Below are 25,247 nucleotides of genomic sequence, written 5' to 3' on the forward strand. Positions count from 1 at the left end.
ACTCCGAGTGGACCAAAAAGGGAGCGTCATGCCCGTCGACCCGAGCGATCCGGAAACCTTCCAGGAAGAAGAGGACGACGCCGCGGAACTGTCCGAGGAGAGCAACGAGGCGGACGCCGCCGAACAGCACACCGCCGTACGGCAGGACCACGACGACCCGCTGACCCGCCTCGACCCGGCCGTCGCCAACGAGGCCGATGCGGTCGATCAGGCGCGCGTGGTGGCACTGGACGAGGACGACTACCGCTGATTTGTACGGTTTCTCTGGATATATCCAGCTGCCCTGCGCGTCCGGTCCGTGAAATTCTGCGTTCGCACCGCGCACAGCCGGGTTACCCAAAAGTACGATGGCGGCGCGCGTACATCGCGCACCGAAACAACTTTGGGAGGCGGCGTGACAGCCATCGAGCAGACCGAGGCGGCGCGCCCGCGAGGCACGCGCCTGCCGCGCCGGGCCCGCCGCAATCAGCTCCTGGGCGCGGCCCAGGAGGTCTTCGTCGCACAGGGTTACCACGCGGCCGCGATGGACGACATCGCGGAACGGGCAGGCGTCTCCAAGCCGGTGCTCTACCAGCACTTCCCCGGCAAACTGGAGCTGTACCTGGCCCTCCTGGACCAGCACTGCGAGTCACTGCTGCACGCGGTCCGCACCGCGCTCGCGTCCACCTCCGACAACAAGCTCCGCGTCGCCGCGACGATGGACGCCTACTTCGCGTACGTCGAGGACGAGGGCGGCGCGTTCCGCCTGGTATTCGAGTCGGACCTGACCAACGAGCCCGCCGTGCGCGAGCGGGTGGACCGGGTCAGCCTCCAGTGCGCGGAAGCGATCTCGGACGTCATCGCCGAGGACACCGGCCTGTCCAAGGACGAGTCGATGCTGCTCGCCGTGGGGCTCGGCGGGGTCTCCCAGGTGGTGGCCCGCTACTGGCTCTCCAGCGAGTCGACCATCCCGCGCGACAAGGCGGTCCAGCTGCTCACCTCGCTGGCCTGGCGCGGCATCGCGGGCTTCCCGCTGCACGGCAGCGAGGGCCACTGAGAGCTCGCGGGGAGGGGCCGGGGCGGCCCATTCCTGAATTCTGTTCGCTCCTGGCGTTCAGCGACCGGCCATGTCCGGTCGCCTCTCCGGGCTAATGTGTGCAGCGTACGGCGCGGCTGACCGCGCACCGCACGAGGTCGGAGGGACATAGCCGTGGAGGTCAAGATCGGTGTGCAGCACGCACCCCGGGAGATCGTTCTGGAGAGCGGGCAGTCCGCCGAAGAGGTCGAGAGCGCGGTAGCCGACGCCCTCGCCGGCAAGGCGCAGCTGCTCAGCCTCACGGACGACAAGGGCCGCAAGGTCCTGGTACCGGCCGACAAGATCGCGTACGTCGAACTCGGCGAACCGTCGGTCCGCCGCGTGGGCTTCGGCGCGCTGTAGTACACCGGACGCACAGTAGGGGTGCCACCAGTGATCACTGGTGGCACCCCTTCTGCGTATCCGTGGGCCCGCTCGGCGCCGCGCGTCCCCTCGCCCGCTGACGCCGGGTCACGGTGACACCCTCCGGGGGGATTTCACCAGGTGTGATCATGCGCACACAAAAAGGAAGGGCGGAGCGGGTCTCGGGCTCGTTGGCGTTGCTTCCTCCCGGTGAGGGGAGGGTTGCGTTCCGCGAGCGTCGGGTAGGACGGGGGTGACCGGTCAACGGCCTGGCCACCCCGTAGGAGGCGACGTACATGCTCCTGGAAGCCCTCGGCTCCGTACTGCTGGGACTCGCCCTCGCGTGGGCCGCCGCGGCCCGGCTCCCCCACCGGCTGCCCGAGCGCCGCATGGTGCTGTCCGCCGGCCCGCTCGCGGGGCTCTTCGGCGCCTTCCTGACCCACTCGGCCGTCGGCCCGGGGCACGGAGTGACGACGGTGCTCGGCGCCACGTTCGTCGCCTCGGTCCTGCTGTCGCTACTGCTGCGGCCGACCCGCCGCCTGCGCCGGTCCGCGGCGTAGGCGGCGCTGTTGGCCGCGGCTAAGCGGCCAGGCCCAGGGCCGCCATCCGCCGGGTGTGGGCCTTGGTGATCCGGGTGAACATCTCGCCGACCGCCGCCAGGTCGAAGCCGACGGCCACCCCGTCGACCCCGCCGACCAGCATGGTCGAGAGCGCGTCGCGCTCGGCGACCACCCGCTGGGCCTGCGACAGGGCCTCGCCCATCAGACGTCGCGCCCACAGCGCGAGCCGGCCGCCGACGCGCGGGTCCGCCTCGATCGCCGCCCGCACCTTCTCCACGGCGAAGTTGCCGTGCCCGGTGTCGTCGAGGACCGACAGGACCAGCGACCGGGTGTCGGAGTCGAGGTGGCTGGCGACCTCGCGGTAGAAGTCACTCGCGATCGAGTCGCCGACGTACGCCTTGACCAGGCCCTCCAGCCAGTCCGACGGGGCGGTCTGGTGGTGGAAGTCGTCCAGGGCCTTCGCGAACGGCTCCATCGCGGCCGTCGGCTCGGCGTCGATCTGTGCGAGCCGGTCCCGCAGCCGCTCGAAGTGGTGGAATTCCGCGGAAGCCATCTTCGCCAGCTCCGCCTTGTCCTCCAGGGACGGCGCCAGCTTCGCGTCGTCGGCGAGCCGCTCGAAGGCCGCGAGCTCGCCGTAGGCGAGAGCGCCGAGGAGGTCCACGACCGCGGCGCGGTACTGGGGTACCGCCGACGCCACCGCCCAGTCCTGGGCGGCGATCCCGGTGCGCTCGGGCTCCGGGGCGGATTCTTCGGCTGCAGTGGCGTTGTCAGACGTCTCCATAAACCGCACAATAGCCCGCCCGGCGCAGGCTGTAAGGGGTGCCTCGGTCACACCCGTCGCCCCCGTCCCGCGAATTCTCCCAACACACATGCGCGAATCCGGGGTACAGTGGTAATGCGCCCGCTGAGTATTTCGACGGGCTGCATGAATGAGGATGCCCGGTCGGTTGCCCCGGTCGGCTCCGACCTGACAGCCCTCCGCAGGGCACGTATCAGTACGTGTCACCGACGAGGGATCCCTCAGCGGCACGAGCGCTTGAGCGACGGCAGTGGTCCCACGCCCCCCGGCAACACGATCGAGTCTGATCCCGCCGGACGACATGGGCACGGTACGACCCGCCGCGTTCGCCTCCGTACCGCGTCTCACAGAAGAGGCAGCACCCTGACTACGTTCCGAGAGCTCGGGATCCTCCCCGAGACCGCCGAAGCCCTTGAAGCCGTCGGCATCGTGTCCCCGTTCCCCATCCAGGAGCTGACGCTCCCCGTCGCGCTCTCCGGCGCCGACATCATCGGCCAGGCCAAGACCGGTACCGGCAAGACGCTCGGCTTCGGCCTTCCGCTCCTTGAGCGCGTCACCGTCCCCGCCGACGTCGAGGCGGGCCGGGCCGAGCCCGAGCAGCTCACCAACGCCCCGCAGGCCCTCGTCGTCGTCCCGACGCGCGAGCTGTGCCAGCAGGTCACCAACGACCTCCTCACCGCCGGCAAGGTCCGCAACGTCCGCGTTCTGGCGATCTACGGCGGCCGGGCGTACGAGCCCCAGGTCGAGGCGCTGAAGAAGGGCGTCGACGTGATCGTCGGCACCCCGGGCCGCCTGCTCGACCTCGCCGGTCAGCGCAAGCTCGACCTCTCCAACGTCAAGGCGCTCGTCCTCGACGAGGCCGACGAGATGCTCGACCTCGGCTTCCTGCCGGACGTCGAGAAGATCATCCAGCACCTGCCGCCCAAGCGTCAGACGATGCTGTTCTCCGCGACCATGCCGGGCGCCGTCATCGGCCTTGCCCGCCGCTACATGTCGCAGCCCACGCACATCCGCGCCACGTCGCCGGACGACGAGGGCACGACGGTCGCCAACACCGAGCAGTTCGTCTACCGCGCCCACTCCATGGACAAGCCGGAGATGGTCGCGCGCATACTGCAGGCCGAGGGCCGCGGACTCGCGATGATCTTCTGCCGTACGAAGCGGACCGCCGCAGACATCGCCGAGCAGCTCGCCAAGCGCGGCTTCGCCTCCGGCGCGGTCCACGGCGACCTCGGCCAGGGCGCCCGCGAGCAGGCGCTGCGCGCCTTCCGCAACGGCAAGGTCGACGTGCTCGTCTGCACCGACGTCGCCGCGCGCGGCATCGACGTCGAGGGCGTCACGCACGTCATCAACTACCAGTCGCCCGAGGAGGAGAAGACCTACCTCCACCGCATCGGCCGCACCGGTCGCGCGGGCAAGAAGGGCATCGCGATCACGCTCGTCGACTGGGACGACATCCCGCGTTGGCAGCTGATCAACAAGGCGCTCGACCTGAAGTTCCCGGACCCGCCGGAGACGTACTCGACGTCTCCGCACCTGTTCGAGGAGCTGAGGATCCCGGTGGGCACGAAGGGCGTGCTGCCGCGCGCCGAGCGCACCCGGGCGGGTCTCGCGGCCGAAGAGGTCGAGGACCTCGGCGAGACCGGTGGGCGCGGGCGCAAGTCCGCCGCCGCGGCTCCCGTCGTCACCGAGGAGCGTCCGGCCCGTACGCGCACACCGCGTCAGCGGCGCCGCACCCGGGGCGGGTCGCAGCTCGACGGTGCCGAGAGCGCTGCCGCGCCGGTCGCCGCCGCTGTCGCTTCGGTCGCGGCTCCCGCTGTCGCGGACACCGCCGAGACCGTGACCGAGCCGCGCACGCCGCGTCGTCGCCGTCGTACCCGGGTGGCCGCGCCGTCCCTCGCGCCGCAGGCCGCCGCCGCGCCCGTGATCGAGGCCGCGCCGGTCGCAGAAGCCGTTGCGCCCAAGCCGCGCCGGCGTCCCGCGCCGGTCGCCGAGACCGTCGCTGTGGCGGTCGCCGAGCCGGTCGAGCCCAAGCGTCCCCGTCGCCGGGTGCGCAAGGTGGCCGAGACGGCCGAGGTCGGTTTCGTGACGCCGGAGTCCGCCGCGCTGGAACTGGCGAGGGCGGCCAAGGCCGCGAACGCCGCCGCGATCGCCACGGTCGCCGACGCCGCGGTGGAGGAGGCGCCGGCGAAGCCGCGTCGCACCCGCGCCAAGAAGGCAGCGGCTGTCGTCGAGACGGTTGCGGCCGTGGCGACGGTCGAGGCCGTCGAGCCGGAGGCACCGGTCAAGCCGCGCCGCACCCGCGCCAAGAAGGTCGCCGAGGCGCCGGTCGTCGAGGTCGCCGAGGCGGTGGCCGAGGAAGCTCCGGTGAAGCCGCGTCGTACGCGCAAGAAGGCGGCGGAAGCCGTGGTCGAGGCCGTTGAGGCCGTCGAGACCGAGGCGCCCGTCAAGCCGCGCCGCACCCGCGCCAAGAAGGTCGCCGAGGTCGCGGCCGAGGTCGCCGAGGCGCCGGTCGCGCCGCGTCGCACCCGCGCCAAGAAGACCGCGGAGGTCGCCCCGGAGGCGGTCGCCGAGGTCGCGGAGGCTGTGGTGAAGCCGCGTCGAACGCGCAAGAAGGCTGCGGAAGCCGTGGTCGAGGCCGTTGAGGCCGAGGCTGTGGTGAAGCCGCGTCGCACCCGTGCGAAGAAGGCGGCGGCCGCGCCCGAGGCGTAACCCGCACCCCGCTGCGGCCCGGTTCCCCCTGCGGGGGGTGCCGGGCCGTTTGCATGTCCCCGCGCCTTTCCCGCTGTGACGTTGTGCGGCCGGCGCCGCGGGGGGGGCGCGCCCCGAACCCCGCTCCTCAAGGTGCCGGAGCGGCTGGAAGCCGCATCTGAGCGGTCTTTCCCCGGTACACGGCCGACGGGCGAAGTTACCCTCTGGTTATGAGCAAGCCCCGTTCCCTCGAACTTCCGCCCCGTACGCGGGCGTACCGACTCCGCACCGATCGGCAGGAGTTCGCCGTGCTCGACGCGGTGCCCGAAGGGCGCTCGCGCGGGACCGTGTTGCTGGTGCCCGGGTACACCGGCAGCAAGGAGGACTTCCTCGGGCTGCTCGGACCGCTGGGCGACGCCGGATACCGGGCCGTGGCAGTCGACGGGCGGGGGCAGTTCGAGAGCCCGGGGCCGCGGCGTACGACGGGGTACACGCCGCGCACGCTGGGCGCCGATGTGCTCGCGCAGGTCGCGGCGCTCGGTGGCGGGCCCGTCCATCTCGTCGGACACTCCTTCGGCGGGTTCGTGGCGCGGTCCGCGGCGCGCCTGGATCCCTCCGCGTTCCTCTCGCTCACGCTCCTCGCGTCCGGGCCGGGCCGGGTCGGCCCCGACCAGCGCACCAAGATCCGGATGCTCCAGGCGGCACTGCCGGTGCTGCCGCCGTCCTGGGTGTGGGCGGCCACGCAGTGGCTGGACGGCAGGGACCCGGCGTACGTCGCCGACCCGCCCGAGATCGTCACCTTCCTCACCCGGCGCTGGTACGCCACCCAGCCCGCCCAACTCATCGCCACCGGGCGGCAGTTGAGGGTCGAGCCGGACCGCACCGAGGGCCTCGCCAGGCTGCCGCTGCCTCTTCACGTCGCGTACGGGGACGGCGAATCGGTGTGGACCACCGGCGAGTTGGCGCACATGGCACGCAGCATCGACGCCCGGCACACCGTGATCCGGGGCGCCGACCACTCCCCCAACGTCTCCCACCCCGAGGAACTGACCGCCGCCCTGGCCGAGTTCTGGCAGGAGGCGACCACGCGCCGCGCCGCGTCGCGGACCGTCTAGGCCGCGGCCTAGTACTGCGACTGAAGGTGCTGCCAGAAGCCGTCGCGCAGCGCCCGGCGCAGGTCGGCGTGGCCGCGCAGGGAGCGCTGGAGCAGCCGTTCCGCCTCGTTGAGGAGTTCCTGGTCGACCGAGCCCGGCAGATAGGGGTGGCCGGGCAGCAGGTCGGCGAGGGCGGCGCGGCCGCGCTCGGAGAGCCAGGTGGCGGCGATGCGGGCGCCCACGAAGCGCACGTCCTCGCGGCTGGGCGCCGGGCCGTCCTGTTCGTACATCGTGACCGGCCGCCGGGTGACGTACGGCTTGCAGAAGTCGAGGTCGAAGGTGCGCTGGCTGTCGACCTCCCAGAGCAGCGGTTCGGCCTGGTTGCGGCCTTCGGCGGCTTCGATGCCCCAGAGGTGGACGCGGGCGCCGTAGCCCTGTGCGGCCTCGACGGCGGAGACGAGGTCCTCGTCTCCGCCGACCAGCGCGGCGTCGCTGATGGCGCGGTGCCTGGCCAGTGACTCCAGGTCGGAGCGGATCAGGGAGTCGACGCCCTTCTGCTGGTTGTTGGCGTTGAGGTTGCCGAGCCGGACCTTGACGTCGGGCAGCTCGGCGATGGACTGCTGCTCGATGGTGTGGATGCGGCGGCGGGCGCCGTCGTACCAGTACACCCGGAGCAGCCGGCTGTCCGCGAAGATCGTGCGCGCCTTGTCGATGAAGGCCTCGATCAGCCCTTCGGCGTCGAGGTCGAAGGAGCGCCGGTCCTCGGTGCCGGTGACGAGGAGACCGGCCGCGGCGTAGACGTAGCCGGCGTCCACGAAGATCGCGTGCGTGGAAGGCGTCTTGGCGACCTCGGCCAGCATGCGCTGGAGCAACTCGTTGGTGCGGTCCAGCTTGCGCTCCAGCTGGGCGGCGCTACCGCGGGGCGCCTGGGCTGGCTGGGGTTCCTGGGAATCGTCCATACGCCTCCATTGTCGGCGCCGCGGCGGACGGGGCACAACCGGGCGCCTGTGCTCGCCCTACGCCTTAGTAGTTAGCGAATCAAAAAATTTCCTTAGCGTAGGGAATGTTTGCTGGGGGCAACCCGTTGTACCCATACGGAACGCGTTGCACAGGAGCCACGCAATCCACTCTTAACGGGCGGGCAACCGCCCTGACGCCTCGCGGGAGCAGGCTGTGACCGCAGCCCCCCGCACCAGTAGTTCTCCTAGCAGGAGGATCAGACGAAGGGAGAAGCCTTGCGCTTCGAAATCATGCGCCTGGACGACGTCGACGGTACCGCCGTTGACAGCACCGTCGTGGACGCCGCCTCCGTCAACCGGATTGTGCAGCAGGCCGCCGCAATGGGTCAGCGCATCTACATCCGCCCGGCCGAATCCGCGGCCTCGTAACGCGTGAGAAGCAGTGCCCCGCGAGCGCGGTCCGCGCTCGCGGGTGCCGTATGTGACGAGCGCCCCCGTACAGCATGTGTACGGGGGCGCTTCGCGCACTGTGGGGCGGTGGGCCTCAACCGCCGTGGATCACCTGGGTGATGCCGTTGATGATCTGCTGCACCGCGAGGGCCGAGAGCATCATGCCCGCGAGCCGGGTCACCAGGACGACGCCGCCGTCCTTGATGACGCGGATGATCAGCAGCGAGTACCGCATGGTCACGTAGAGGACGACGTGGATCGCGATGATCGCGGACCAGACCGCGACCTGCCCGGCCACCGAATCGTGGTTCTGCACGGCCAGGATCACCTGGACGATGGCGCCGGGCCCGGCGAGCAGCGGCATGCCGAGCGGTACCAGCGCGACGTTGACGTCCTTGGTCTGCTTGGGCTCGTCGGTCTTGCCCGTGAGCAGGTCGAGCGCGATCAGAAGCAGCAGCAGACCACCCGCGATCATCAGCGCGGGGACGTCGATGTGCAGGTAGCTGAGGATCTGGTGGCCGACGAGGCCGAAGAGCGTGATCACCCCGAGCGCGACGGCCGCGGCCTGCCAGGCCATCCTGCGCTGGACCTTCGCGGCCCGGCCGGCGGTCAGCGCGAGGAAGATCGGCGTGATCCCGGGGGGATCCATGATCACGAACAGAGTGAGGAAGAGGGAGCCGAAAACGGCAGCGTCGAACACGGTGAGCCTTGCGGGATGAGGGTGTACGTACAGAAAAGGGCCCGGGGGCCGAAAGGACTGCCGCTCGGGCATCCAAGGAGCCGGAGCGGGGCGCGGGGCGGAACCCCCGGCCAAGGTGGCCGGGACGGAGCGCCGCTAGGAACGAGCGCTTCCACCCGCCCCCGGCACGGGGAAGGCCCCCGTGGCGCGGCGGGTGATCTCGCCGTAGATCTCGGGGTCGGTCGTGCACTCCCCGAGCCGGACGGCCTTGCGGCTGCCGTGGTAGTCGCTGGAGCCGGTGGCCAGCAGGCCCAGCTCGCGGGCGAGTGAGCGCAGCCGCGCCCGGGTGGGCGCGTCGTGGTCGGTGTGGTCGACCTCGATGCCGTCGAGTCCGGCGGCGGCCAGTTCGGCGATGGCCGACTCGGGCACGACCTGGCCGCGCTTGAGGGCGAGCGGGTGGGCGAAGACGGTGACGCCGCCCGCGGCCTTGACCAGGCGGATCGCATCGAACGGGTCGAGCTCGTGCTTGCCGACGTAGGCCCGGCCGCCGTCGGCGAGCCAGTCCGGCACGAAGGCGTCGGAGACGGAGTCGACGACGCCGAGTTCGACGAGGGCTTCGGCGACGTGGGGGCGGCCGACCGAGCCGTCGCCCGCGATCCGCGCGACCTGCTCCCAGGTGATGGGCACCCCGAGTTCGCGGAGCTTGGCGACCATGCCCCGCGCGCGCGGCACCCGGTCGTCCCGCACCAGCTCGCGCTCGCGGACGAGCTCGGGCTCCTCTGGGTCGAAGAGGTAGGCCAGCATGTGCAGGCCCACGCCGTCGATGCGGCAGGAGAGTTCGGCGCCGGTGACCAGGGTGAGGTCCCGGTCGAGGCCCGGGAGCGCGGCGATGGCCTGGGCGTAGCCGCGGGTGGTGTCGTGGTCGGTCAGCGCGATCACGTCGAGCCCGGCGGCGGCCGCGTTGCGCACCAGCTCGGCGGGGGTGTCCGTACCGTCCGAGGCCGTGGAGTGGGTGTGCAGATCGATGCGCACGACGCGTACTCCAGGGCATAAGGGGCGGATCAGGGGACAGTCAAGGATAACCGGCCGCTCGGGCCCCGCCGTCCCCCCGCGAGCGGGCCCCGGTCAGGACAGGACGCGGGGGGTGAGGGCCCCGCAGGGCAGGAGTTCCACTTCGGCGCCCGCGTCGCGCAGATCGGTCAGGACGAGCTCGTCGTACATGAGGAGCCCGGACTGCTCGGGCCACACGATCGCCCACAGCCACAGACCGCGCGCCTCGCCCGCGAAGACCGCGCGGTCGTCGGGGGTGCCGGTGACGTGCCACAGCGGGGTGGGCCGGCCGGCCGCCAGGACCTTGGTGTGCGGGGGGCGGTCGACGCTCATGAACGGGCCCGGGTCGGGTCCGTCGATGCCCGCGTACCGCGCGCCGAGCCCGACGCCCAGTTCCTCCGCGACCAGGATCAGCTCACCGATGCCGCCCAGCGGCCCCGGTCCCGAGCAGGCGACGGCGGTCGCGCGGCCGCCGCTGCGGTCGTCACCCGCGTACGCCACCCCCGTGAACAGCCAGCCGACCGGCAGCGGCCAGGGCATCCACACCGGGACCTGCGCCCGGCGCACGACGACCTCCAAGGCCTCGACACTGGGCGGGATCACCGGCTGGAGCGGATACACCGGGCCGTGTACATCGCACTGCCAGGTGTCGGCAAAGAGACCGGGCGCCCTGACCCGGCCTCCGCACTTCGGGCAACTGGGTTCGCCCCTCATAGAGCCCCACGGTCCTCCCCGGCCGTCGCCCCGTCAAGGACGATCACCCGTCCGGAGTGCGCTCCGCCTGTCGCCGCGGGCCCGGAAAAAGTAGTTTCATGTTGCAGTCATTAGCCTCCCTAAGCTATTGTGTGTATTGCGCAACGATCTGGCACGACCATCCAGGGCCGCGGTCGAACCCGTGGCCGAGGACCCGACGGAAAGTGGGAGCAGACATGCGGCAAGGAAAGGACCCTCTCGACGCGGGCGCGGGAACCGGCGGCCTGCTGCGCCAGCCCAGGGCGGTCTGGGCGACCGCCGGCGCGTCCGTCGTCGCCTTCATGGGCATCGGCCTGGTAGACCCGATCCTGCCGTCCATCGCCAAGGGCCTGGACGCCACGCCCAGCCAGGTGTCCCTGCTCTTCACCTCGTACTTCCTGATCACCGCGGTCGCGATGCTGGTCACCGGCTTCGTGTCCAGCCGGATCGGCGGCAAGAAGACGCTGCTCGCGGGCCTCGCCCTCGTGGTCGTCTTCGCCGCGCTCGCGGGCACCTCGAACTCGGTCGGCGAACTCGTCGGCTTCCGGGCCGGCTGGGGACTCGGCAACGCGCTGTTCGTCTCGACCGCGCTCGCCGTCATCGTGGGCGCCGCCGCCGGTGGCAGCGCGCAGGCGATCCTGCTGTACGAGTCCGCGCTCGGCCTCGGCATGGCGTGCGGCCCGCTGCTCGGCGCGGTCCTCGGCGACATGAAGTGGCGCTACCCCTTCTTCGGCACCGCGGCCCTCATGGCGATCGGCTTCATCGCGATCAGCGCCTTCCTGAAGGAGCAGCCCCGGCCCGCGCGCCGGACCTCGCTGCTCGATCCGGTCCGGGCACTCGGCCACGGCGGGCTCGCCTCGGCCGCCGCGTCCGCCTTCTTCTACAACTACGCGTTCTTCACCGTGCTCGCCTTCACCCCGTTCGTGCTCAACATGTCGCCGTACAAGTCGGGCGGCGTCTTCTTCGCCTGGGGCGTGCTGCTCGCGGTGTTCTCGGTCCTCGTCGCGCCACGGCTCCAGGAGCGGTTCGGCTCGTTGAAGGTGCTCGGCGGCTCACTCGTACTGCTCGCCGCGGACCTGATCGTGCTGGGCTACGGCAACCACACCACCGCAGTCGCCGCGACCATCGCGTCCGGCGCGTTCATCGGCCTCAACAACACCGTGTACACCGAACTGGCCCTGGGCGTCTCCGACGCGCCGCGGCCGGTGGCGAGCGCGGGCTACAACTTCGTCCGCTGGTTCGCGGCGGCCGCGGCCCCCTACTTCGCGCCGAAGATCGAGGAGTGGAGCGACATCCACACCCCGTTCGTGGTCGCGGCCGTCGCGGCGGTGGTCGGCGCGGTGATCGTATGGGTCCGCCGTACGTCGCTCAGCCACGAGGCAGCCGAACTCCAGCCGTCCCACGCGACCGAGGACGGCGTCTCGGTCTTCGCCAGCTGAGCACGGGGCGGGAAGTGACGCGTCCGTCGGCCGCGGGCCGTCGCCGCGAGACCGCGCAACGTCACAGCCCCGGGTCCCGGTGGGGCGCGCCTCCCACTGAACCCCCCGGCGCGTCCGCAAGAACGACAGGGCGCGCTCAGTCCAGGGGCACGGACTTGCGCAGGGGGTCGCGCAGGTCCGTGCCGTTGGCCAGCCAGCGCTCCTCCAGCTCCTGACCGCCGCGGACCCGCTTCCACGCGGCCTCGTTCGTGGTCATCGGGAGCAGCGGCAGGAAGCGCACCGGGTCCAGCGGCGCGTCCAGCTCCAGGTCCTCGACCAGACCGCCCGGCTCGGCGACCAGGACCGAGCTGAACGGGGCGCCCGGCCACAGCGGTTCGCCGAGGTCGAGCGAGGCGCCCGGGGCCACCACCAGGCCCTCCACCTGCGGGGAGGCGGCGAGTACGGCGAGCGGGCGGAGCACCTTGTCGGTGTCGGCGAGCCCGGCGCGCACGGACAGGACCAGCTCGGCGCGCGGACCCTTCACCGGGTCGGCGAGCGGCGCGGTGGGATCGGCCATCGGCTGGGCGGACATGCCGAGGGTGGCGTACCGGACGATGTCCCCCTCGGTGAAGCGCAGCACCTCGATGCGGTCGGTACCGAGAAAGGTCACCGCGGCGCGCGCGTCCGGCTCGCCAAGTGCGGTGCGCAGCCTGGCCTCGACCAGAGCAAGAACATCAACCATGGGGTGAGCATAGAAGGCGTATCGAACGGGCAAAGAGGGGCCTTGACACAACAGTGGGCTGATAGTCTTGGCCGCTGTTCAGGACAGCAGGAAGTCCCCCACGGGGGACCGGCTGGAGGAGGTGGGGCTGCGATGGATCGAAGTCGGCCTGGCAGTACCAACCGCTCTTCTGTACGCCTTCGTTGTTCCCGGTGATCTGAGACCCTCCTTACCCGGCCTCCGGCCCCGGAAACCCCGAGTCTCATGGCATTTCGCGCGGCGGAAGAGCACATCGCCTCACCCAGTCCGTTTCAGTAGCGAACGCCGTCTCCGCGTGCCCCTGTGGTGCCGCCCGCTGTGTGAACGTATGCGATTGATTCCTTTTGGGGTCGATATGGACCCTTGGTTTCGCTTGCCGCTTTGCGTCCCATTCGGGCAGTTCCAGAGTGTCACGCCCCGACGGCCCCTCCGTGAAGGAGTCCCGCCATGTCGATGATCCGTGACCTGCGCGCCGTGGTCCGCCCCGCGCTGCGCAAGACCAGCACCCCCTACAGCGGCTACGACACCACCCGCGACCCGTCGGCGAGCAGCGCCGTGGTCGACTGCGCGGTCTACCGCGACGGGCGCCGCGTCCAGCCCGTCGAGGACGCCGCCTGTCTGACGCCGCGTGAGGCGATGCGGCGGGTGCGCGAGGACGGCGGCTTCGCCTGGATCGGTCTGCACGAGCCGACCGAGGCCGAATTCGCCGGTATCGCCGCCGAGTTCGGGCTGCACCCGCTGGCGGTGGAGGACGCGGTGCACGCGCACCAGCGTCCCAAGCTGGAGCGCTACGACGACACCCTGTTCACCGTCTTCAAGACGATCCACTACGTCGAGCACGCCGAACTCACCGCCACCAGTGAGGTCGTGGAGACCGGCGAGGTGATGTGCTTCACCGGGCGGGACTTCGTCATCACCGTCCGGCACGGCGGCCAGGGCTCGCTGCGCGCCCTGCGCAAGCGCCTCCAGGGCGACCCGGAGCTCCTCGCCAAGGGCCCCTCCGCGGTGCTGCACGCCATCGCCGACCAGGTGGTCGACGGCTATCTGGCGGTCGTGGACGCGGTCCAGGACGACATCGACGAGGTCGAGATCGAGGTCTTCTCGGCACCGGCCAAGGGCAGCCCGCGCGGTGTGGACGCCAGCCGGATCTACCAACTCAAGCGCGAGGTAATGGAGTTCAAGCGCGCGGTCTCGCCGCTGCTGCGGCCCATGCAGCTGCTGAGCGAGCGCCCGATGCGGCTCGTGGACCCCGACATCCAGAAGTACTTCCGCGACGTCGCCGACCACCTCGCCCGGGTGCAGGAGCAGGTCATCGGCTTCGACGAGCTGCTCAACTCGATCCTCCAGGCCAACCTCGCGCAGGCCTCCGTCGCCCAGAACGAGGACATGCGCAAGATCACGGCCTGGGCGGCGATCATCGCCGTACCGACGATGGTGTGCGGCGTGTACGGCATGAACTTCGACAACATGCCGGAGCTGCACTGGAAGTACGGCTACCCCATCTCGATGGGCATGACGGCCGTCGTCTGCGTCGCCATCCACCGCATCCTCAAGCGCAACGGCTGGCTCTGACCGCTCGCGACCTGCGGCGCCGACCGATGCCGGGGGCCTTTACTGTGGTGGCCATGACGCAGACGTTGCTCGACCAGGCCCTCGTCGAGGAGGCCACCAAGAAGTCCGGGCTCATCTGGGTGCGTGGCACCCAGGTGGCCGAGCGGGCGCTGTGGCACGCGTGGCTCGACGGTGCGGCGTACGTCGTCGGCGGGGGGAACGGCGAGCAGCCGCTGGACGGCCTCGCGGACGGCGGGACGGCGCAGGTCACCGTCCGCAGCAAGGACAAGGGCGGCCGCCTCGTCGCCTGGACGGCGGCGGTGACAGAGGTCGCGGCGGGCACGGAGCAGTGGGACGCGGCGGTGGCGGAGCTGAAGGGCAAGCGCCTGAACGCACCGGACGGGGAGGCGATGACAGGGCGCTGGGCCAGGGAGTGCCGGGTGCTGCGCCTGACCCCGCAGGACATCACCACACAGGCCCCGACGGGCTCTCTGGCCATGCCTCCGGTCGCCACCCCGGTCACGACCAGACACCCGGTCCCGGCGGGCCTGCCCCGTCTGCTGTTCAAGCGCCGCAAGGCGAAGGACAGCCCCTCCGGCGCCTGAGGAGCGGGGTGGCGGCGGCTTCCGTAACTCCGGGGCCCGGTCAGGTCTTGGGGAGCTGGCGGCCGTAGTCCACCGTGTCCCCCTTGGCCGGCGGCGCAAGCGGGAAGTCCATGCTCCAGTCGGCCAGTTCGAGCACTCCCGCCCCGCCCGCGCGCTCGAAGCGCAGCGGGTAGGGCGTGCCCTGGAGGGCGACGTCGAGGGTGCCGCCCTCGCCGTTCTTGCCCGCCGCGATCCGTACCGTACGGACGTTGCCGACCTGCGAGTGGTCGCCCTTGGACAGCGTGCCCTGGAGGCCGAGCATGTCCTTGAGGAGTGCCGACTTCTCGGTGAAACCGCGCAGCTGCTGGTAGGCGGGGTCGTCGGACGGCACCTTGACGTACTTGTCGTCCAGCTTGCCTGCCGCGGACGTCGGCCCGCCCGCGCCGCTCGGCTCCTTGTGCGACCAGAACCCCGCGTCGGCCTTCAGGAACAGGTCGTCCCCGACCCGCAGCAGCCCGAACGTGCTCTTCTGCGAGGTGACCGTGCCCGTCCCGCCGGCCCCCTTCAGCTTCATGTCGATCTTGTACGAACCGCCCTTGCTGACCAGCGTGCCCGAGAGCCGTACCGCGTCGGCGCCGTCGGCCGCGGTGCGCGCCTTGTTCTCGATCTCGGTCGCCGACAGCCTGCCCACGCCGTTGGTCCCCTCGTCCGGGTCGGACGCGCACGCGGTGAGCGCCGCGGCGAGCCCCGCGCAGAGCGCGACGGGCAGAGCGGCCCGGCGGGCCCGTACCCGTACCCGTACGGACATCAGGGTTGAGGTCACCTGCGCACTGCCTCTCACAAGGGGTGTAGGGGTCGGCAGAGGGCACCATACCCGCCCGGCCCACGCCGTCCGGGTCAGCGCCGGACGGGCGACCCGCAAGCGCGTCCCGAGTCGGCAGCGGATAGCCTGAGGCCCTTGCAGTTGCGGTGTTTCAGGCGCTGCCCTGAACAGAAGGAGGCGCTCACATGGCGGCAGGCGCCCCCCGGGTCTTCGTTTCGCACCTCGCCGGCGTTGCCGTCTTCGACCCGAACGGTGATCAGGTCGGCCGGGTACGCGACCTGGTGGCGATGCTGCGGGTCGGCCGCAGACCTCCCCGGCTGCTCGGCATCGTCGTCGAGGTGGCGGGCCGCAGACTCATCTTCCTGCCCATGACCCGCGTCACCGGTGTCGAATCGGGCCAGGTCATCACCACCGGCGTGGTCAACCTGCGCCGCTTCGAGCAGCGTCCCACCGAGCGACTGGTCCTCGGTGAACTCCTCGACCGCCGCGTCACGCTGGTGGAGAACGGCGAGCAGGTCACCGTCCTCGACGTGGCGATCCAGCAGCTGCCCGCCCGCCGCGACTGGGAGATCGACAAGGTCTTCGTACGCCGGGGGAAGTCGGGCGCGCTGCGCCGCAAGGGCGAGACGCTGACCGTCGAGTGGTCGGCCGTCACCGGGTTCTCCCTGGAGGAGCACGGGCAGGGCGCCGAGAACCTGGTCGCCACCTTCGAGCAGCTGCGCCCGGCCGACCTCGCCAACGTCATGCACCACCTGTCGCCCAAGCGGCGCGCCGAGGTTGCCGCGGCGCTCGACGACGACCGGCTCGCGGACGTAATGGAGGAGCTGCCGGACGACGACCAGGTGGAGATCCTCGGCAAGCTGAAGGACGAGCGCGCCGCCGACGTCCTGGAGGCGATGGACCCGGACGACGCCGCCGACCTGCTCTCGGAGCTGCCCGAGGAGGACAAGGAGCGCCTCCTGACGCTGATGCAGCCGGACGAGGCGGCGGACGTGCGACGGCTGCTCTCGTACGAGGAGCGCACGGCGGGCGGTCTGATGACCACCGAGCCGATCGTGCTGCGCCCGGACGCGACGGTCGCCGACGCCCTGGCCCGGGTGCGCCAGCAGGACCTCTCGCCCGCGCTCGCGGCCCAGGTGTACGTCTGCCGGCCGCCGGACGAGACACCGACCGGCAAGTACCTGGGCACGGTGCACTTCCAGCGGTTGCTGCGCGAGCCGCCGTTCGCGCTGGTCAGCTCGGTGGTGGACAGCGACCTCAAGCCGCTGCCGCCGAACGCCTCGCTGCCGTCGGTGACCAGCTTCCTGGCCGCGTACAACATGGTCGCGGCGCCCGTGGTGGACGAGAGCGGGTCGCTGCTCGGCGCGGTGACCGTCGACGACGTGCTGGACCACCTGCTGCCGGAGGACTGGCGCGAGACGGAGTTCCACGGGCCGGAGGGGGTTCCGCATGGGCGCCACTGACCGGACCGAGGAGCGCACCCGCGCGAGCGGCGCGAGCGCGCTGACGCGCGGCCCGCGCACCCGCCTCGACCAGCCGCGGGCCCCCAGGGTGCGGCTGCTTCCGGAGTACGACCCGGAGGCGTTCGGCCGGTTCAGCGAGCGGATCGCCCGCTTCCTGGGCACCGGGCGGTTCATCGTCTGGATGACCCTGATCATCATCCTCTGGGTCGCCTGGAACATCTTCGCGCCGAGCAGCCTGCGCTTCGACAACTATCCGTTCATCTTCCTGACCCTCGCGCTGTCGCTCCAGGCCTCGTACGCGGCTCCGCTGATCCTGCTCGCGCAGAACCGGCAGGACGACCGGGACCGGGTCACCCACGAGCAGGACCGCAAGCAGAACGAGCGGTCCATCGCGGACACCGAGTACCTCACCCGGGAAATCGCCGCGCTGCGGATGGGCCTCGGCGAGGTGGCGACCCGCGACTGGATCCGCTCCGAACTCCAGGACCTGGTCAAGGAGATGGAGGAGCGGCGCCATCTATTCCCGCCGGAGCGGGGGTACGGACGTGACGAAGGCGACCGCTGAGAGGGCTTTCCGTACTGCGCGGTAGGCGCCGTACCATCGACCGTATGGCTACGGAAGACGCGGTGCTTGAGGCACTGGCGACGGTGAACGACCCCGAGATCCACCGACCGATCACTGAACTCGGCATGGTCAAATCAGTTGAGATCGGGACGGACGGGGCGGTTGCCGTCACGGTGTACCTCACCGTTTCCGGCTGCCCGATGCGCGAGACCATCACCAAGAACGTGACGGAGGCGGTCGAGCGGGTCGAGGGCGTCACCCGCGTCGACGTGACGCTCGACGTGATGGGCGACGAGCAGCGCAAGGAGCTCGCCGCAGCCCTGCGCGGCGGCACCGCCGAGCGCGAGGTGCCGTTCGCCCAGCCCGGCTCGCTGACCCGGGTCTACGCGGTGGCGTCGGGCAAGGGCGGCGTCGGCAAGTCCTCAGTAACGGTCAACCTCGCCGCGGCGATGGCGGCGGACGGGCTGAAGGTCGGTGTCGTGGACGCCGACATCTACGGCCACTCCGTGCCCCGCATGCTGGGCGCCGACGGCCGTCCCACCCAGGTCGAGAACATGATCATGCCGCCGTCCGCGAACGGCGTGAAGGTCATCTCCATCGGCATGTTCACGCCGGGCAACGCACCCGTCGTATGGCGCGGCCCGATGCTGCACCGCGCGCTCCAGCAGTTCCTCGCCGACGTGTACTGGGGCGACCTGGACGTCCTGCTGCTCGACCTGCCGCCGGGCACCGGCGACATCGCGATCTCGGTGGCCCAGCTGGTCCCGAACGCCGAGATCCTCGTCGTGACCACCCCGCAGCAGGCCGCCGCCGAGGTCGCCGAGCGGGCGGGCTCCATCGCCGTGCAGACCCACCAGAAGATCGTCGGCGTGGTCGAGAACATGGCGGGCCTTCCGTGCCCGCACTGCGACGAGATGGTCGACGTGTTCGGCACCGGCGGTGGCCAGAAGGTCGCCGACGGCCTGACGAAGACGACCGGAGCCAGCGTCCCCGTGCTCGGCTCCATCCCGATCGACGTCCGCCTGCGCGAGGGCGGCGACGACGGCCGCCCCGTCGTCCTGTCCAATCCGGACTCCCCCGCGGGCGCCGCGCTGCGCGCCATCGCCGGCAAGCTGGGCGGCCGCGCCCGCGGCCTGTCGGGCATGTCGCTGGGCATCACCCCGCGCAACAAGTTCTAGCCGCCAGGTACGCGTAGGGGGCGCCCGCCATTGCGGGCGCCCCCTACGCGTACGGCCGCGCACGAGCCCGGATGCTTCCGCGCCCCGCTCGCTCCTACTGGTACGAGGCGATGTCCACGATCACCGAGAACGCGAGCCCGTAGGCGCTCAGCCCGCGGCCGTACGCTCCGAGGTGCACTCCGCTGCGCGCCGAGCCGGCGAGCACCCAGCCGAACTCGGATTCGCGGTAGTAGAAATCGGTCGGCACACCGTCGACGGGGAGCGAGAGCGTCGACCAGTCGGCACTCTCCAGGTCGTCGGCGAGCTCCCAGGCCGTCTCGGTCTGCTGGTCCAGCCATTCGCCGCGCCGCACGTGGTCCATCTGTGCGGGCCAGGTGAAGGACGGCAGGCCCGAACCGGCGAGCCAGGCCGCCGAGGAGACCGAGGTGGCCTCCAGGACGCCGGTGCCGTCATCGCGCACCGGGTTCGCCGGAATGGTCACCACCACCGCGAACCGGTCCCTGTCGGCCGCGGAGCCCTCGGAGGCGTCCGGTCGTATCGACGGCTCGTCACCGTGTCCGACCGCGCCGTGCTGGACCGTGCCGTCGGCGGCCATCGCCACCTGCATCAGCCAGCGCGGTCCGGTGTAGGCCTCGTCGAGTCCGTACCAGGGGAAGGGCGCCCGCAGATAGCCGTCGAGCATACGCCAGGCCCCCGGCACTCCCTCCGGTGTGGACTGGGCACCTTCGGGCGCCCCTTGAGCGGGCTGGCCCGCCACCCGGCTTGTCGTCTCCATCTGCCCGGCCGCCTCCTAGATCAGTAGCGTCCGGAGCGGCCCGCCCCCCTCGGGCGTCCTGGCTGCCGGACAGATGGAGGATAGCCACCCCGATGCCGCTGATCGGGAAGCCCATGTCGGATTGGCGTGTATCAGGTGGCGTCGGCGTCGAACGGGGGACGCTCGCCCGGGTCGAGCTTCTCGCGCTTCTTGAGCAGGTCCGGGGTGGCACCCGAGCCGTTCACCGAGCCGTTGGCGGCCGTGGTGGCGGCGGCCGACTCGCGGCCGTGTACGGCGTCCGCGACCTCTTCCATGTCCTTGCGCAGGTCGAAACTGTTGCGGATCTCCTTGAGCCCCAGGTCGTCGTTGTCCATCAGCTGCTTGCGAACGAACGTCTTGGGGTTGAGGTCCTCGAATTCGAAGTCCTTGAACTCCGGACCCAGCTCGGCCCGGATGTCCTGCTTGGCGCTCTCGGAGAAGCTGCGCACCTTGCGGATGACGTTCGATACGTCCTGGATCAGCTTGGGCAGCTTGTCCGGGCCGAAGATGAGCACGGCGAGGACCACGAGTGTGACCAGCTCCATGGGCCCTATGTCAGTGAACACCCGCTGCTCCTCGTGTTCTCAGTGCTCGCGATCTCGGCGCTTGATGCCCAGCTCCGCGTCCAGTCATGGACCGCTCCACGGTACCCGGCGAAACTGTCGGCACGGTACATCCCGGGTGACCTTTGAACATCGGCGAAGACACCCGACGACGCCCGAAGACGCGGGATGAGGCTTTCGAAGCCCCGAGACGCCCGGATGCCCGGGTATGCCCACGAGGTCTCGGGGCAGGCGTTCGCGCCCGGGGAAGCCCGAACAGGCCCGGGGAAGCCGCAGGCGCCGGGGACGTTGATGTCCCCGGGAACGCTGACGACCCTGGGGACGCCTCCGACCCCGGGGACGCTGATAACCCCGGGGACGTTTATGACGCGGAGCCCAGTGTCAGGGTGAGCTCCTGCTCCTTGCCGTCGCGCTGGAGCGTCAGCCTCAGCTGGTCACCGGGGCGGTGCGCGCGGATCTTCACTATCAGTTCCTCGCCGCTGTGCACCCGCTGGCCGTCCACCTTGGTGATCACGTCCTGCGGCTTGATGCCCGCCTTGGCGCCGGGTCCGTTGGCGGCCACGGCCGGGCCGCCGTCGCCCGCCTTGTCTCCGACGCGGGCCCCGTCTCCGGTGAACTTCATGTCGAGCGTGACGCCGATCACCGGGTGCGTCGCCCGGCCCGTGTTGATCAGCTCCTCGGCGACCCGCTTGCCCTGGTTGATCGGTATGGCGAAGCCGAGCCCGATCGATCCGGGCTGGCCGCCACTCCCGTCCGTGCTGCCGCTGCCCGCCGACCTGATCGCGCTGTTGATGCCGATGACGCGGGCCTTGGAGTCGACCAGCGGACCGCCGGAGTTCCCCGGGTTGATCGGGGCGTCGGTCTGGAGCGCGTCGACATAGCTGACGTCCGTGCCGTCGCCCTTCTCGCCCCCCGCGGTGATGGGACGGTCCTTGGCGCTGATGATGCCCGAGGTGACGGTGTTGGAGAGGTCGAAGGGCGCGCCGATGGCCACCACGGGGTCGCCGACCAGCACGTTGTCGGAATTGCCCAGCGCCAGCGGCTTCAGCCCGGATACGCCTGCGACCTTCACGACGGCGAGGTCGTACCCCGTGTCGCGGCCGACCACCTCGGCGGGCGCGCTCTCGCCCCCGCTGAAGGTGACCGAGATCTTGCCCGAGGAACCGGCGGGCTCGACCACGTGGTTGTTGGTGAGGATGTGCCCCGCGTTGTCGAGCACGAAGCCGGTGCCGGTACCGGACTCGGTGGCGCCGGTCACATGGAGGGTGACCACGCTCGGCAGCGCGCTCGCGGCGATCCCGGCGACGCTGTCCGGCGCCCGGCCCTGCGGTTCCTTATCGGCCTGCGGGAGATGCACGCTGGTGATCCCGCCATTGCGCTCGATGTAGGCCCCGACGCCGCCGCCGATGCAACCGGCGACCAGCGCCAGCAGCACGGCCCCGGCCAGCAGCGCCCCGCGCCGCCGCTTCTTGACCACGGGCTGCCCCGCCACACTGAACGGCTCGGCCGACGCTCCCCAGGGGTCGTACTGAACCCACTGGGAACTCGGCGGAAGTGCGGCGGCTGCCTGCGGCGCGGGGTGCGGGGATTGCGGTGCGGGTACGGACCCGGGGGCCGCCGGCGCCGGGTGCGCGGCCTGCGGGGCAGGTGCCTGCGGTACGGCGTGCGGGGCTTGCTGGGCCGGTGCCTGCGGTGCAGCATGCGGGGCTTGCTGCGCCGGTGCCTGCGGTGCAGCATGCGGGGCTTGCTGCGCCGGTGCCTGCGGTGCGGCATGCGGGGCTTGCTGGGCCGGTGCCTGCGGTGCTGGGTAGGCGGCCTGTGAGGGCAGCTCGGTGCCGCCCGGCGGCGTCGGCACCGGCCGCTGCACGGGCGGCGCGGGCGCCCACGGCCCCGGCCCGCCGTAGGGAGGCGTCCCATAGGGGTCGGGGGCGTGCAGGGGCTGGCGGGGGGCCGGGGGCGCGGGGCGCGGTTCCGGAGGTACGTCGTGGCGCTCGGCGGAGGGCCCCTGCTCGACGGCGTTGGGCGCTTCGACGCCCTGGGCGACCGTGCTTAGCGGGGCCGGTTCGGCAACCGGAGCGGACCCAGCGGCGGGACCCGCGCCAGCGACCGGGCTCGCCTCGGCGGCGGGCCCCCCGTCGGCAACCGGAACCGGCCCCCCGGCGGGACCCGCGCCACCGACCCGAGCCGACCCACCCGCAGGACCCGCATCAGCAACCGGAACCGGCCCACCCGCAGAACCCACATCAGCAACCGGAACCGGCCCAGCGCCAGGACCCATCTCAGCGACCGGGCTTGCCTCGGCTGGGCGGATCGGCGGGGCCAAGTCGTAGGTTTCGGTGAGGGGTTCGGCGGGGGCGGTGTCGCGGGGGCGGCCCGCCAGGGGGCGGCTCCACCACTTCGGCTTCGGCCCGGTGGGTTTCCCCTCGTTCATGCTCTCCCCGCAACTCGCTGACCCGCGTGCCCTGACGGGCACCCTCCCCCGGATTCAACCAGGTTGCCGGGGGCGGCGGCAGGGCGCGGTCAGTGCCGAGCGGTGAACGGCAGCCCGGAGGCGAGCGGGGCCGCCAGGTGCGTCGGCGTCGGCGAGGTGATGGAGGGGGCCACGGCGAGCACTCCCACCGGAAGGTCCGTCGTGGTGAGCGGCAGGGTCGCCACCGCCGGGCGTATCAAAGGCGGCAGGGACGAACCGTTCAGCCGGCCCGCCGGGAACGCGCCGCCCAACGGCCGGACGGGGCCGTTCTGCACGGGCATGCCGTTGAGGTTGCTGAAGCCCCCCGCCGCCGGAGCCATGGGCTGCGCGGACGCCACCGAGAGCACCCCGCCGCCGCGCCTGCGGTCCTCGGCGGAGCTGCTGCTCGGCGCCGAGAACCCGGACCGCAGCGGGGTGACATTGCTGCCGCCCGCCGTACGCGCGCCGCTCACCGAACCCAGCGGAAGGGTGCCGCCGAGCGCAATCGCCGCCAGGGACACGGCACTTGCGGCCGCGAAGGCGAATCTGCGCCCACGCCATGCCGAGCCGGACCGGTCCTGCTCGGGTCTGTCCACCTCGTGGATGCGGAAACCGCCGCCTGTCAGCGCGCCCGGCAGCACCGCGGCGTGGGAGCCGACCGGGACGTAGCCGAAGCCGCCCGATCCTCGGGGCACACGCGGGTCCGCCGCGTCGCCCGCGGTCGGACTCAGCGCTCCGAGCCCTCCGAAGAACCCGTCGGCCCGGCGCCCTTGGCCAAGTGGGCCCCCCGGACCGTCGTCGTCACCCCCGGGTCCGGTGGGCCCGCCGGGCAGTCCTTGGAGCCGGGCGAGGAAGCCTTCCGACGGGGACGGCGGGGCCGCCTGGGCGAACACGCTCTTCAGCCGGCGCTGAGCGTCGGCCTCCGCCTTGCACTTGGCGCAGGTCGCCAGATGGGACAGGACCCGCTCGCGGGCATCGTGGTTCAGCTCGCCATCGACCAGGGCCGCGAGCCGGTCCCCCAGGTGTTGTTCCGCGGGGGTGGGACTCGTACCACTCACGCCGTCCCCTCTCCGACCACCCCGAGAACTCCGGGCGCCACCCCCGCGAGCGCGCGCTGCTGCTCCGCGCGGGCTTCGGGCGAGCGGTGCTGAAGGGCCTTGCGCAGGTGGGAGCGGCCGCGGTGGATCCGGCTGCGGACGGTGCCGAGCTTCACTCCGAGGGTGGCGGCGATCTCCTCGTACGAGAGTCCCTCGATGTCGCACAGGACGACGGCCGCACGGAACTCGGGCGCCAGCGTGTCGAGCGCCTGCTGTACGTCGGCGTCGAAGTGGGCGTCGTTGAAGACCTGTTGGGGCGAGGGCTCGCGGCTCGGCAGGCGCTCCGCCGCGTCGTCGCCGAGCGCGTCGAAGCGGATCCGCTGGCGACGGCGGACCATGTCGAGGAAGAGGTTGGTGGTGATGCGGTGCAGCCAGCCCTCGAAGGTGCCCGGCGTGTACGTCGACAGGGAGCGGAAGACGCGGACGAAGACCTCCTGCGTGAGGTCCTCCGCATCGTGCTGATTGCCCGTCAGGCGGTAGGCGAGACGGTAGACGCGGCCGCTGTGCGTGCTGACGATCTCCTCCCACGTAGGGGGAGTCCACGCCTGGGAATCCGCGTCGGCGAAGGTCGCGGTGGTTGCGGAGCTGGTAGCGCGGGAACGGTCAGCAATGTTGGTCACGGATTTCGGCTCACCCGCCGACCTGAGAAAGCGCCGCAGCACTCCTCCCCGATCCACAGGCGCAGCCGCACCTCCCCTGTCGGCTCTGGTGGTGTCCAGTGGAGCCCCTACCATAGCCACCTCGCCCGTTAGCTCCGGATAAGAATCTTTACGTGCATTTGGGACCGGCTTCCGGCCCTCTGCTCCGAACTTGTCCATGCGCTCCCCCCGCTGTTCCCCCTCTCCTGCATAACGCGCGGTCCCATCTGCGGGTTCCCGACTCCAGCGGATACAGTCACCGTTGCGCCAACCAAGGGGACAGGAGAGGGCCATTACCGCCAACCGGCAGACGAGCTGGGCGTTCGCCGACGCCTTTGTCGCCGAGGACGACGCGCTGCGCTGGGCCCGGGACCGGGCCCGTGAGGCAGGTCTGCGTTCGGTGTCTCCGGGGACCGGCGCCGCGCTGCGGCTGCTCGCTGCCACGGCGGACGCCAAGGCGGTCGCGGAGATCGGCACCGGCACCGGCGTCTCCGGGATCTATCTCCTCCAGGGGCTGCGGCCGGACGGCGTGCTGACCACCGTCGATCCCGAGCCGGACCGCCAGCAGTTCGCCAAGCAGGCGTTCCGCGCGGCGGGCTTCGCCGCCAACCGGGCGCGCTTCATTCCGGGGCGCGCCCTGGACGTCCTGCCGAGGCTCGCCGACGGCGGTTACGACCTGGTGTTCTGCGACGGGGACCGGACCGAGTCCCTGGACTGCCTCGCTGAATCGTTGCGCCTGCTGCGCCCCGGCGGAATCGTCTGTTTCGAGGGCGTCTTCGCGGACGGCCGCACGGTCGATTCGGGGGTGCAGCCTGCCGAGGTGCTGCGGCTGCGCGAGCTGCTGCGCGCGGTGCGCGAGAGCACCGAGCTGGTGGAGTCGCTGCTGCCGGTCGGCGACGGGCTGCTCTGCGCGGTCCGCCGCGGCTGACCCGGC

At 71.4% G+C, this 25,247-nt stretch carries 26 protein-coding genes; 14 read left to right on the forward strand and 12 right to left on the reverse strand.

Going from position 1 to position 25,247, the window contains the following annotated elements; translation table 11 throughout:
• The first annotated feature begins 28 nt into the window (after positions 1 to 28).
• From OG522_RS13355 to OG522_RS13370, 4 genes are all read left to right on the forward strand, one after another.
• Positions 29 to 250: a hypothetical protein gene (locus OG522_RS13355; RefSeq protein WP_329463192.1), complete on the forward strand. Its 222-nt coding sequence runs from the start codon at positions 29 to 31 to the stop codon at positions 248 to 250.
• A gap of 144 nt (positions 251 to 394) precedes the next feature.
• The gene (locus OG522_RS13360; protein ID WP_329463193.1) at positions 395 to 1,036 is read left to right on the forward strand and encodes a TetR/AcrR family transcriptional regulator; all 642 of its coding nucleotides are present in this window, start codon (positions 395 to 397) and stop codon (positions 1,034 to 1,036) included.
• 153 nt (positions 1,037 to 1,189) lie between these two features.
• On the forward strand, positions 1,190 to 1,417 hold the full coding sequence (locus tag OG522_RS13365; protein WP_329463194.1) for a DUF3107 domain-containing protein: 228 nt from the start codon (positions 1,190 to 1,192) through the stop codon (positions 1,415 to 1,417).
• 296 nt (positions 1,418 to 1,713) lie between these two features.
• The gene (locus OG522_RS13370; RefSeq protein ID WP_329463195.1) at positions 1,714 to 1,977 is read left to right on the forward strand and encodes a hypothetical protein; all 264 of its coding nucleotides are present in this window, start codon (positions 1,714 to 1,716) and stop codon (positions 1,975 to 1,977) included.
• A gap of 19 nt (positions 1,978 to 1,996) precedes the next feature.
• Here the strand turns inward: OG522_RS13370 and OG522_RS13375 are convergent, their stop codons facing one another.
• Positions 1,997 to 2,758: a ferritin-like fold-containing protein gene (locus OG522_RS13375; RefSeq protein ID WP_329463196.1), complete on the reverse strand. Its 762-nt coding sequence runs from the start codon at positions 2,756 to 2,758 to the stop codon at positions 1,997 to 1,999.
• Positions 2,759 to 3,013: 255 nt separating this feature from the next.
• On the opposite strand from OG522_RS13375, the gene OG522_RS13380 reads away from it, so the two are divergent.
• Positions 3,014 to 5,488: a DEAD/DEAH box helicase gene (locus tag OG522_RS13380; protein WP_443074694.1), complete on the forward strand. Its 2,475-nt coding sequence runs from the start codon at positions 3,014 to 3,016 to the stop codon at positions 5,486 to 5,488.
• Positions 5,489 to 5,697: 209 nt separating this feature from the next.
• On the forward strand, positions 5,698 to 6,582 hold the full coding sequence (locus tag OG522_RS13385) for an alpha/beta fold hydrolase (RefSeq protein WP_329463197.1): 885 nt from the start codon (positions 5,698 to 5,700) through the stop codon (positions 6,580 to 6,582).
• 8 nt (positions 6,583 to 6,590) lie between these two features.
• Here the strand turns inward: OG522_RS13385 and OG522_RS13390 are convergent, their stop codons facing one another.
• Positions 6,591 to 7,520, reverse strand: a complete 930-nt coding sequence (locus tag OG522_RS13390; protein WP_329463198.1) for an NYN domain-containing protein — start codon at positions 7,518 to 7,520, stop codon at positions 6,591 to 6,593.
• 276 nt (positions 7,521 to 7,796) lie between these two features.
• Between OG522_RS13390 and OG522_RS13395 the strand changes: the two genes are divergently transcribed.
• Positions 7,797 to 7,949: a hypothetical protein gene (locus OG522_RS13395; protein WP_329463199.1), complete on the forward strand. Its 153-nt coding sequence runs from the start codon at positions 7,797 to 7,799 to the stop codon at positions 7,947 to 7,949.
• A gap of 115 nt (positions 7,950 to 8,064) precedes the next feature.
• Here the strand turns inward: OG522_RS13395 and OG522_RS13400 are convergent, their stop codons facing one another.
• From OG522_RS13400 to OG522_RS13410, 3 genes are all read right to left on the reverse strand, one after another.
• Positions 8,065 to 8,670 (reverse strand): MarC family protein, encoded by a 606-nt coding sequence (locus tag OG522_RS13400; RefSeq protein WP_329463200.1) that lies wholly within the window; start codon positions 8,668 to 8,670, stop codon positions 8,065 to 8,067.
• A 135-nt stretch (positions 8,671 to 8,805) separates the two neighbouring features.
• Complete coding sequence (locus OG522_RS13405) at positions 8,806 to 9,681, reverse strand: PHP domain-containing protein (protein WP_329463201.1); 876 nt, start codon at positions 9,679 to 9,681, stop codon at positions 8,806 to 8,808.
• 93 nt (positions 9,682 to 9,774) lie between these two features.
• Complete coding sequence (locus OG522_RS13410; RefSeq protein WP_329463202.1) at positions 9,775 to 10,413, reverse strand: DUF6758 family protein; 639 nt, start codon at positions 10,411 to 10,413, stop codon at positions 9,775 to 9,777.
• Between the two features lie 215 nt (positions 10,414 to 10,628).
• Between OG522_RS13410 and OG522_RS13415 the strand changes: the two genes are divergently transcribed.
• Entirely contained in the window at positions 10,629 to 11,870 is a 1,242-nt protein-coding gene (locus OG522_RS13415; RefSeq protein ID WP_329463203.1) for an MFS transporter, read from the forward strand.
• 136 nt (positions 11,871 to 12,006) lie between these two features.
• On the opposite strand, the gene OG522_RS13420 is transcribed toward OG522_RS13415, so the two are convergent.
• Positions 12,007 to 12,591: a suppressor of fused domain protein gene (locus tag OG522_RS13420; RefSeq protein WP_329463204.1), complete on the reverse strand. Its 585-nt coding sequence runs from the start codon at positions 12,589 to 12,591 to the stop codon at positions 12,007 to 12,009.
• A gap of 465 nt (positions 12,592 to 13,056) precedes the next feature.
• On the opposite strand from OG522_RS13420, the gene OG522_RS13425 reads away from it, so the two are divergent.
• On the forward strand, positions 13,057 to 14,181 hold the full coding sequence (locus OG522_RS13425; protein ID WP_329463205.1) for a magnesium and cobalt transport protein CorA: 1,125 nt from the start codon (positions 13,057 to 13,059) through the stop codon (positions 14,179 to 14,181).
• Between the two features lie 53 nt (positions 14,182 to 14,234).
• Complete coding sequence (locus tag OG522_RS13430) at positions 14,235 to 14,765, forward strand: hypothetical protein (protein ID WP_329463206.1); 531 nt, start codon at positions 14,235 to 14,237, stop codon at positions 14,763 to 14,765.
• A gap of 40 nt (positions 14,766 to 14,805) precedes the next feature.
• Here OG522_RS13430 and OG522_RS13435 read toward each other — a convergent pair whose 3' ends face one another.
• Entirely contained in the window at positions 14,806 to 15,552 is a 747-nt protein-coding gene (locus OG522_RS13435; protein ID WP_329467571.1) for a hypothetical protein, read from the reverse strand.
• Between the two features lie 200 nt (positions 15,553 to 15,752).
• Here OG522_RS13435 and OG522_RS13440 point away from each other — a divergent pair, with 200 nt between their 5' ends.
• The 3 genes from OG522_RS13440 to OG522_RS13450 are packed head-to-tail and all read left to right on the forward strand — an operon-like array spanning position 15,753 to position 18,773.
• On the forward strand, positions 15,753 to 17,030 hold the full coding sequence (locus OG522_RS13440) for a magnesium transporter MgtE N-terminal domain-containing protein (RefSeq protein WP_329463207.1): 1,278 nt from the start codon (positions 15,753 to 15,755) through the stop codon (positions 17,028 to 17,030).
• On the forward strand, positions 17,017 to 17,595 hold the full coding sequence (locus tag OG522_RS13445) for a DUF1003 domain-containing protein (protein ID WP_329463208.1): 579 nt from the start codon (positions 17,017 to 17,019) through the stop codon (positions 17,593 to 17,595). The genes OG522_RS13440 and OG522_RS13445 overlap by 14 nt, the downstream gene beginning before the upstream one ends.
• Before the next feature lie 44 nt (positions 17,596 to 17,639).
• Positions 17,640 to 18,773 carry an Mrp/NBP35 family ATP-binding protein gene (locus OG522_RS13450; RefSeq protein WP_329463209.1) on the forward strand — a complete coding sequence of 378 codons (1,134 nt, stop codon included), beginning with the start codon at positions 17,640 to 17,642 and terminating at the stop codon, positions 18,771 to 18,773.
• 94 nt (positions 18,774 to 18,867) lie between these two features.
• Here the strand turns inward: OG522_RS13450 and OG522_RS13455 are convergent, their stop codons facing one another.
• From OG522_RS13455 to sigE, 5 genes are all read right to left on the reverse strand, one after another.
• Entirely contained in the window at positions 18,868 to 19,548 is a 681-nt protein-coding gene (locus tag OG522_RS13455) for a hypothetical protein (protein ID WP_329463210.1), read from the reverse strand.
• A gap of 131 nt (positions 19,549 to 19,679) precedes the next feature.
• The gene (locus OG522_RS13460) at positions 19,680 to 20,132 is read right to left on the reverse strand and encodes a sec-independent translocase (protein WP_329463211.1); all 453 of its coding nucleotides are present in this window, start codon (positions 20,130 to 20,132) and stop codon (positions 19,680 to 19,682) included.
• Positions 20,133 to 20,490: 358 nt separating this feature from the next.
• The gene (locus tag OG522_RS13465) at positions 20,491 to 22,560 is read right to left on the reverse strand and encodes a S1C family serine protease (RefSeq protein WP_329463212.1); all 2,070 of its coding nucleotides are present in this window, start codon (positions 22,558 to 22,560) and stop codon (positions 20,491 to 20,493) included.
• An 89-nt stretch (positions 22,561 to 22,649) separates the two neighbouring features.
• Positions 22,650 to 23,636 carry an anti-sigma factor family protein gene (locus OG522_RS13470; RefSeq protein ID WP_329463213.1) on the reverse strand — a complete coding sequence of 329 codons (987 nt, stop codon included), beginning with the start codon at positions 23,634 to 23,636 and terminating at the stop codon, positions 22,650 to 22,652.
• Positions 23,633 to 24,409, reverse strand: a complete 777-nt coding sequence (sigE, locus tag OG522_RS13475) for an RNA polymerase sigma factor SigE (protein ID WP_329463214.1) — start codon at positions 24,407 to 24,409, stop codon at positions 23,633 to 23,635. The genes OG522_RS13470 and sigE overlap by 4 nt, the downstream gene beginning before the upstream one ends.
• Positions 24,410 to 24,575: 166 nt before the next feature.
• On the opposite strand from sigE, the gene OG522_RS13480 reads away from it, so the two are divergent.
• Positions 24,576 to 25,241, forward strand: a complete 666-nt coding sequence (locus OG522_RS13480; RefSeq protein WP_329463215.1) for an O-methyltransferase — start codon at positions 24,576 to 24,578, stop codon at positions 25,239 to 25,241.
• The last annotated feature ends 6 nt before the right edge of the window (positions 25,242 to 25,247 follow it).

This window comes from Streptomyces sp. NBC_01431 (genome assembly GCF_036231355.1).
GTDB lineage: Bacteria > Actinomycetota > Actinomycetes > Streptomycetales > Streptomycetaceae > Streptomyces.

What these genes read in the sequence shown, in the direction of transcription:
- OG522_RS13370 (WP_329463195.1), top strand. Translation starts at nt 1,714, where the DNA reads ATGCTCCTGGAAGCCCTCGGCTCCGTACTGCTGGGACTCGCCCTCGCG.
- OG522_RS13445 (WP_329463208.1), top strand. Translation starts at nt 17,017, where the DNA reads ATGGGCGCCACTGACCGGACCGAGGAGCGCACCCGCGCGAGCGGCGCG.
- OG522_RS13355 (WP_329463192.1), top strand. Translation starts at nt 29, where the DNA reads ATGCCCGTCGACCCGAGCGATCCGGAAACCTTCCAGGAAGAAGAGGAC.
- OG522_RS13450 (WP_329463209.1), top strand. Translation starts at nt 17,640, where the DNA reads ATGGCTACGGAAGACGCGGTGCTTGAGGCACTGGCGACGGTGAACGAC.
- OG522_RS13375 (WP_329463196.1), bottom strand. Translation starts at nt 2,758, where the DNA reads ATGGAGACGTCTGACAACGCCACTGCAGCCGAAGAATCCGCCCCGGAG.
- OG522_RS13415 (WP_329463203.1), top strand. Translation starts at nt 10,629, where the DNA reads ATGCGGCAAGGAAAGGACCCTCTCGACGCGGGCGCGGGAACCGGCGGC.
- OG522_RS13425 (WP_329463205.1), top strand. Translation starts at nt 13,057, where the DNA reads ATGTCGATGATCCGTGACCTGCGCGCCGTGGTCCGCCCCGCGCTGCGC.
- OG522_RS13390 (WP_329463198.1), bottom strand. Translation starts at nt 7,520, where the DNA reads ATGGACGATTCCCAGGAACCCCAGCCAGCCCAGGCGCCCCGCGGTAGC.
- OG522_RS13465 (WP_329463212.1), bottom strand. Translation starts at nt 22,560, where the DNA reads ATGAACGAGGGGAAACCCACCGGGCCGAAGCCGAAGTGGTGGAGCCGC.
- OG522_RS13435 (WP_329467571.1), bottom strand. Translation starts at nt 15,552, where the DNA reads ATGTCCGTACGGGTACGGGTACGGGCCCGCCGGGCCGCTCTGCCCGTC.
- OG522_RS13420 (WP_329463204.1), bottom strand. Translation starts at nt 12,591, where the DNA reads ATGGTTGATGTTCTTGCTCTGGTCGAGGCCAGGCTGCGCACCGCACTT.
- OG522_RS13430 (WP_329463206.1), top strand. Translation starts at nt 14,235, where the DNA reads ATGACGCAGACGTTGCTCGACCAGGCCCTCGTCGAGGAGGCCACCAAG.
- OG522_RS13410 (WP_329463202.1), bottom strand. Translation starts at nt 10,413, where the DNA reads ATGAGGGGCGAACCCAGTTGCCCGAAGTGCGGAGGCCGGGTCAGGGCG.
- OG522_RS13440 (WP_329463207.1), top strand. Translation starts at nt 15,753, where the DNA reads ATGGCGGCAGGCGCCCCCCGGGTCTTCGTTTCGCACCTCGCCGGCGTT.
- OG522_RS13385 (WP_329463197.1), top strand. Translation starts at nt 5,698, where the DNA reads ATGAGCAAGCCCCGTTCCCTCGAACTTCCGCCCCGTACGCGGGCGTAC.
- sigE (WP_329463214.1), bottom strand. Translation starts at nt 24,409, where the DNA reads ATGGTAGGGGCTCCACTGGACACCACCAGAGCCGACAGGGGAGGTGCG.
- OG522_RS13455 (WP_329463210.1), bottom strand. Translation starts at nt 19,548, where the DNA reads ATGGAGACGACAAGCCGGGTGGCGGGCCAGCCCGCTCAAGGGGCGCCC.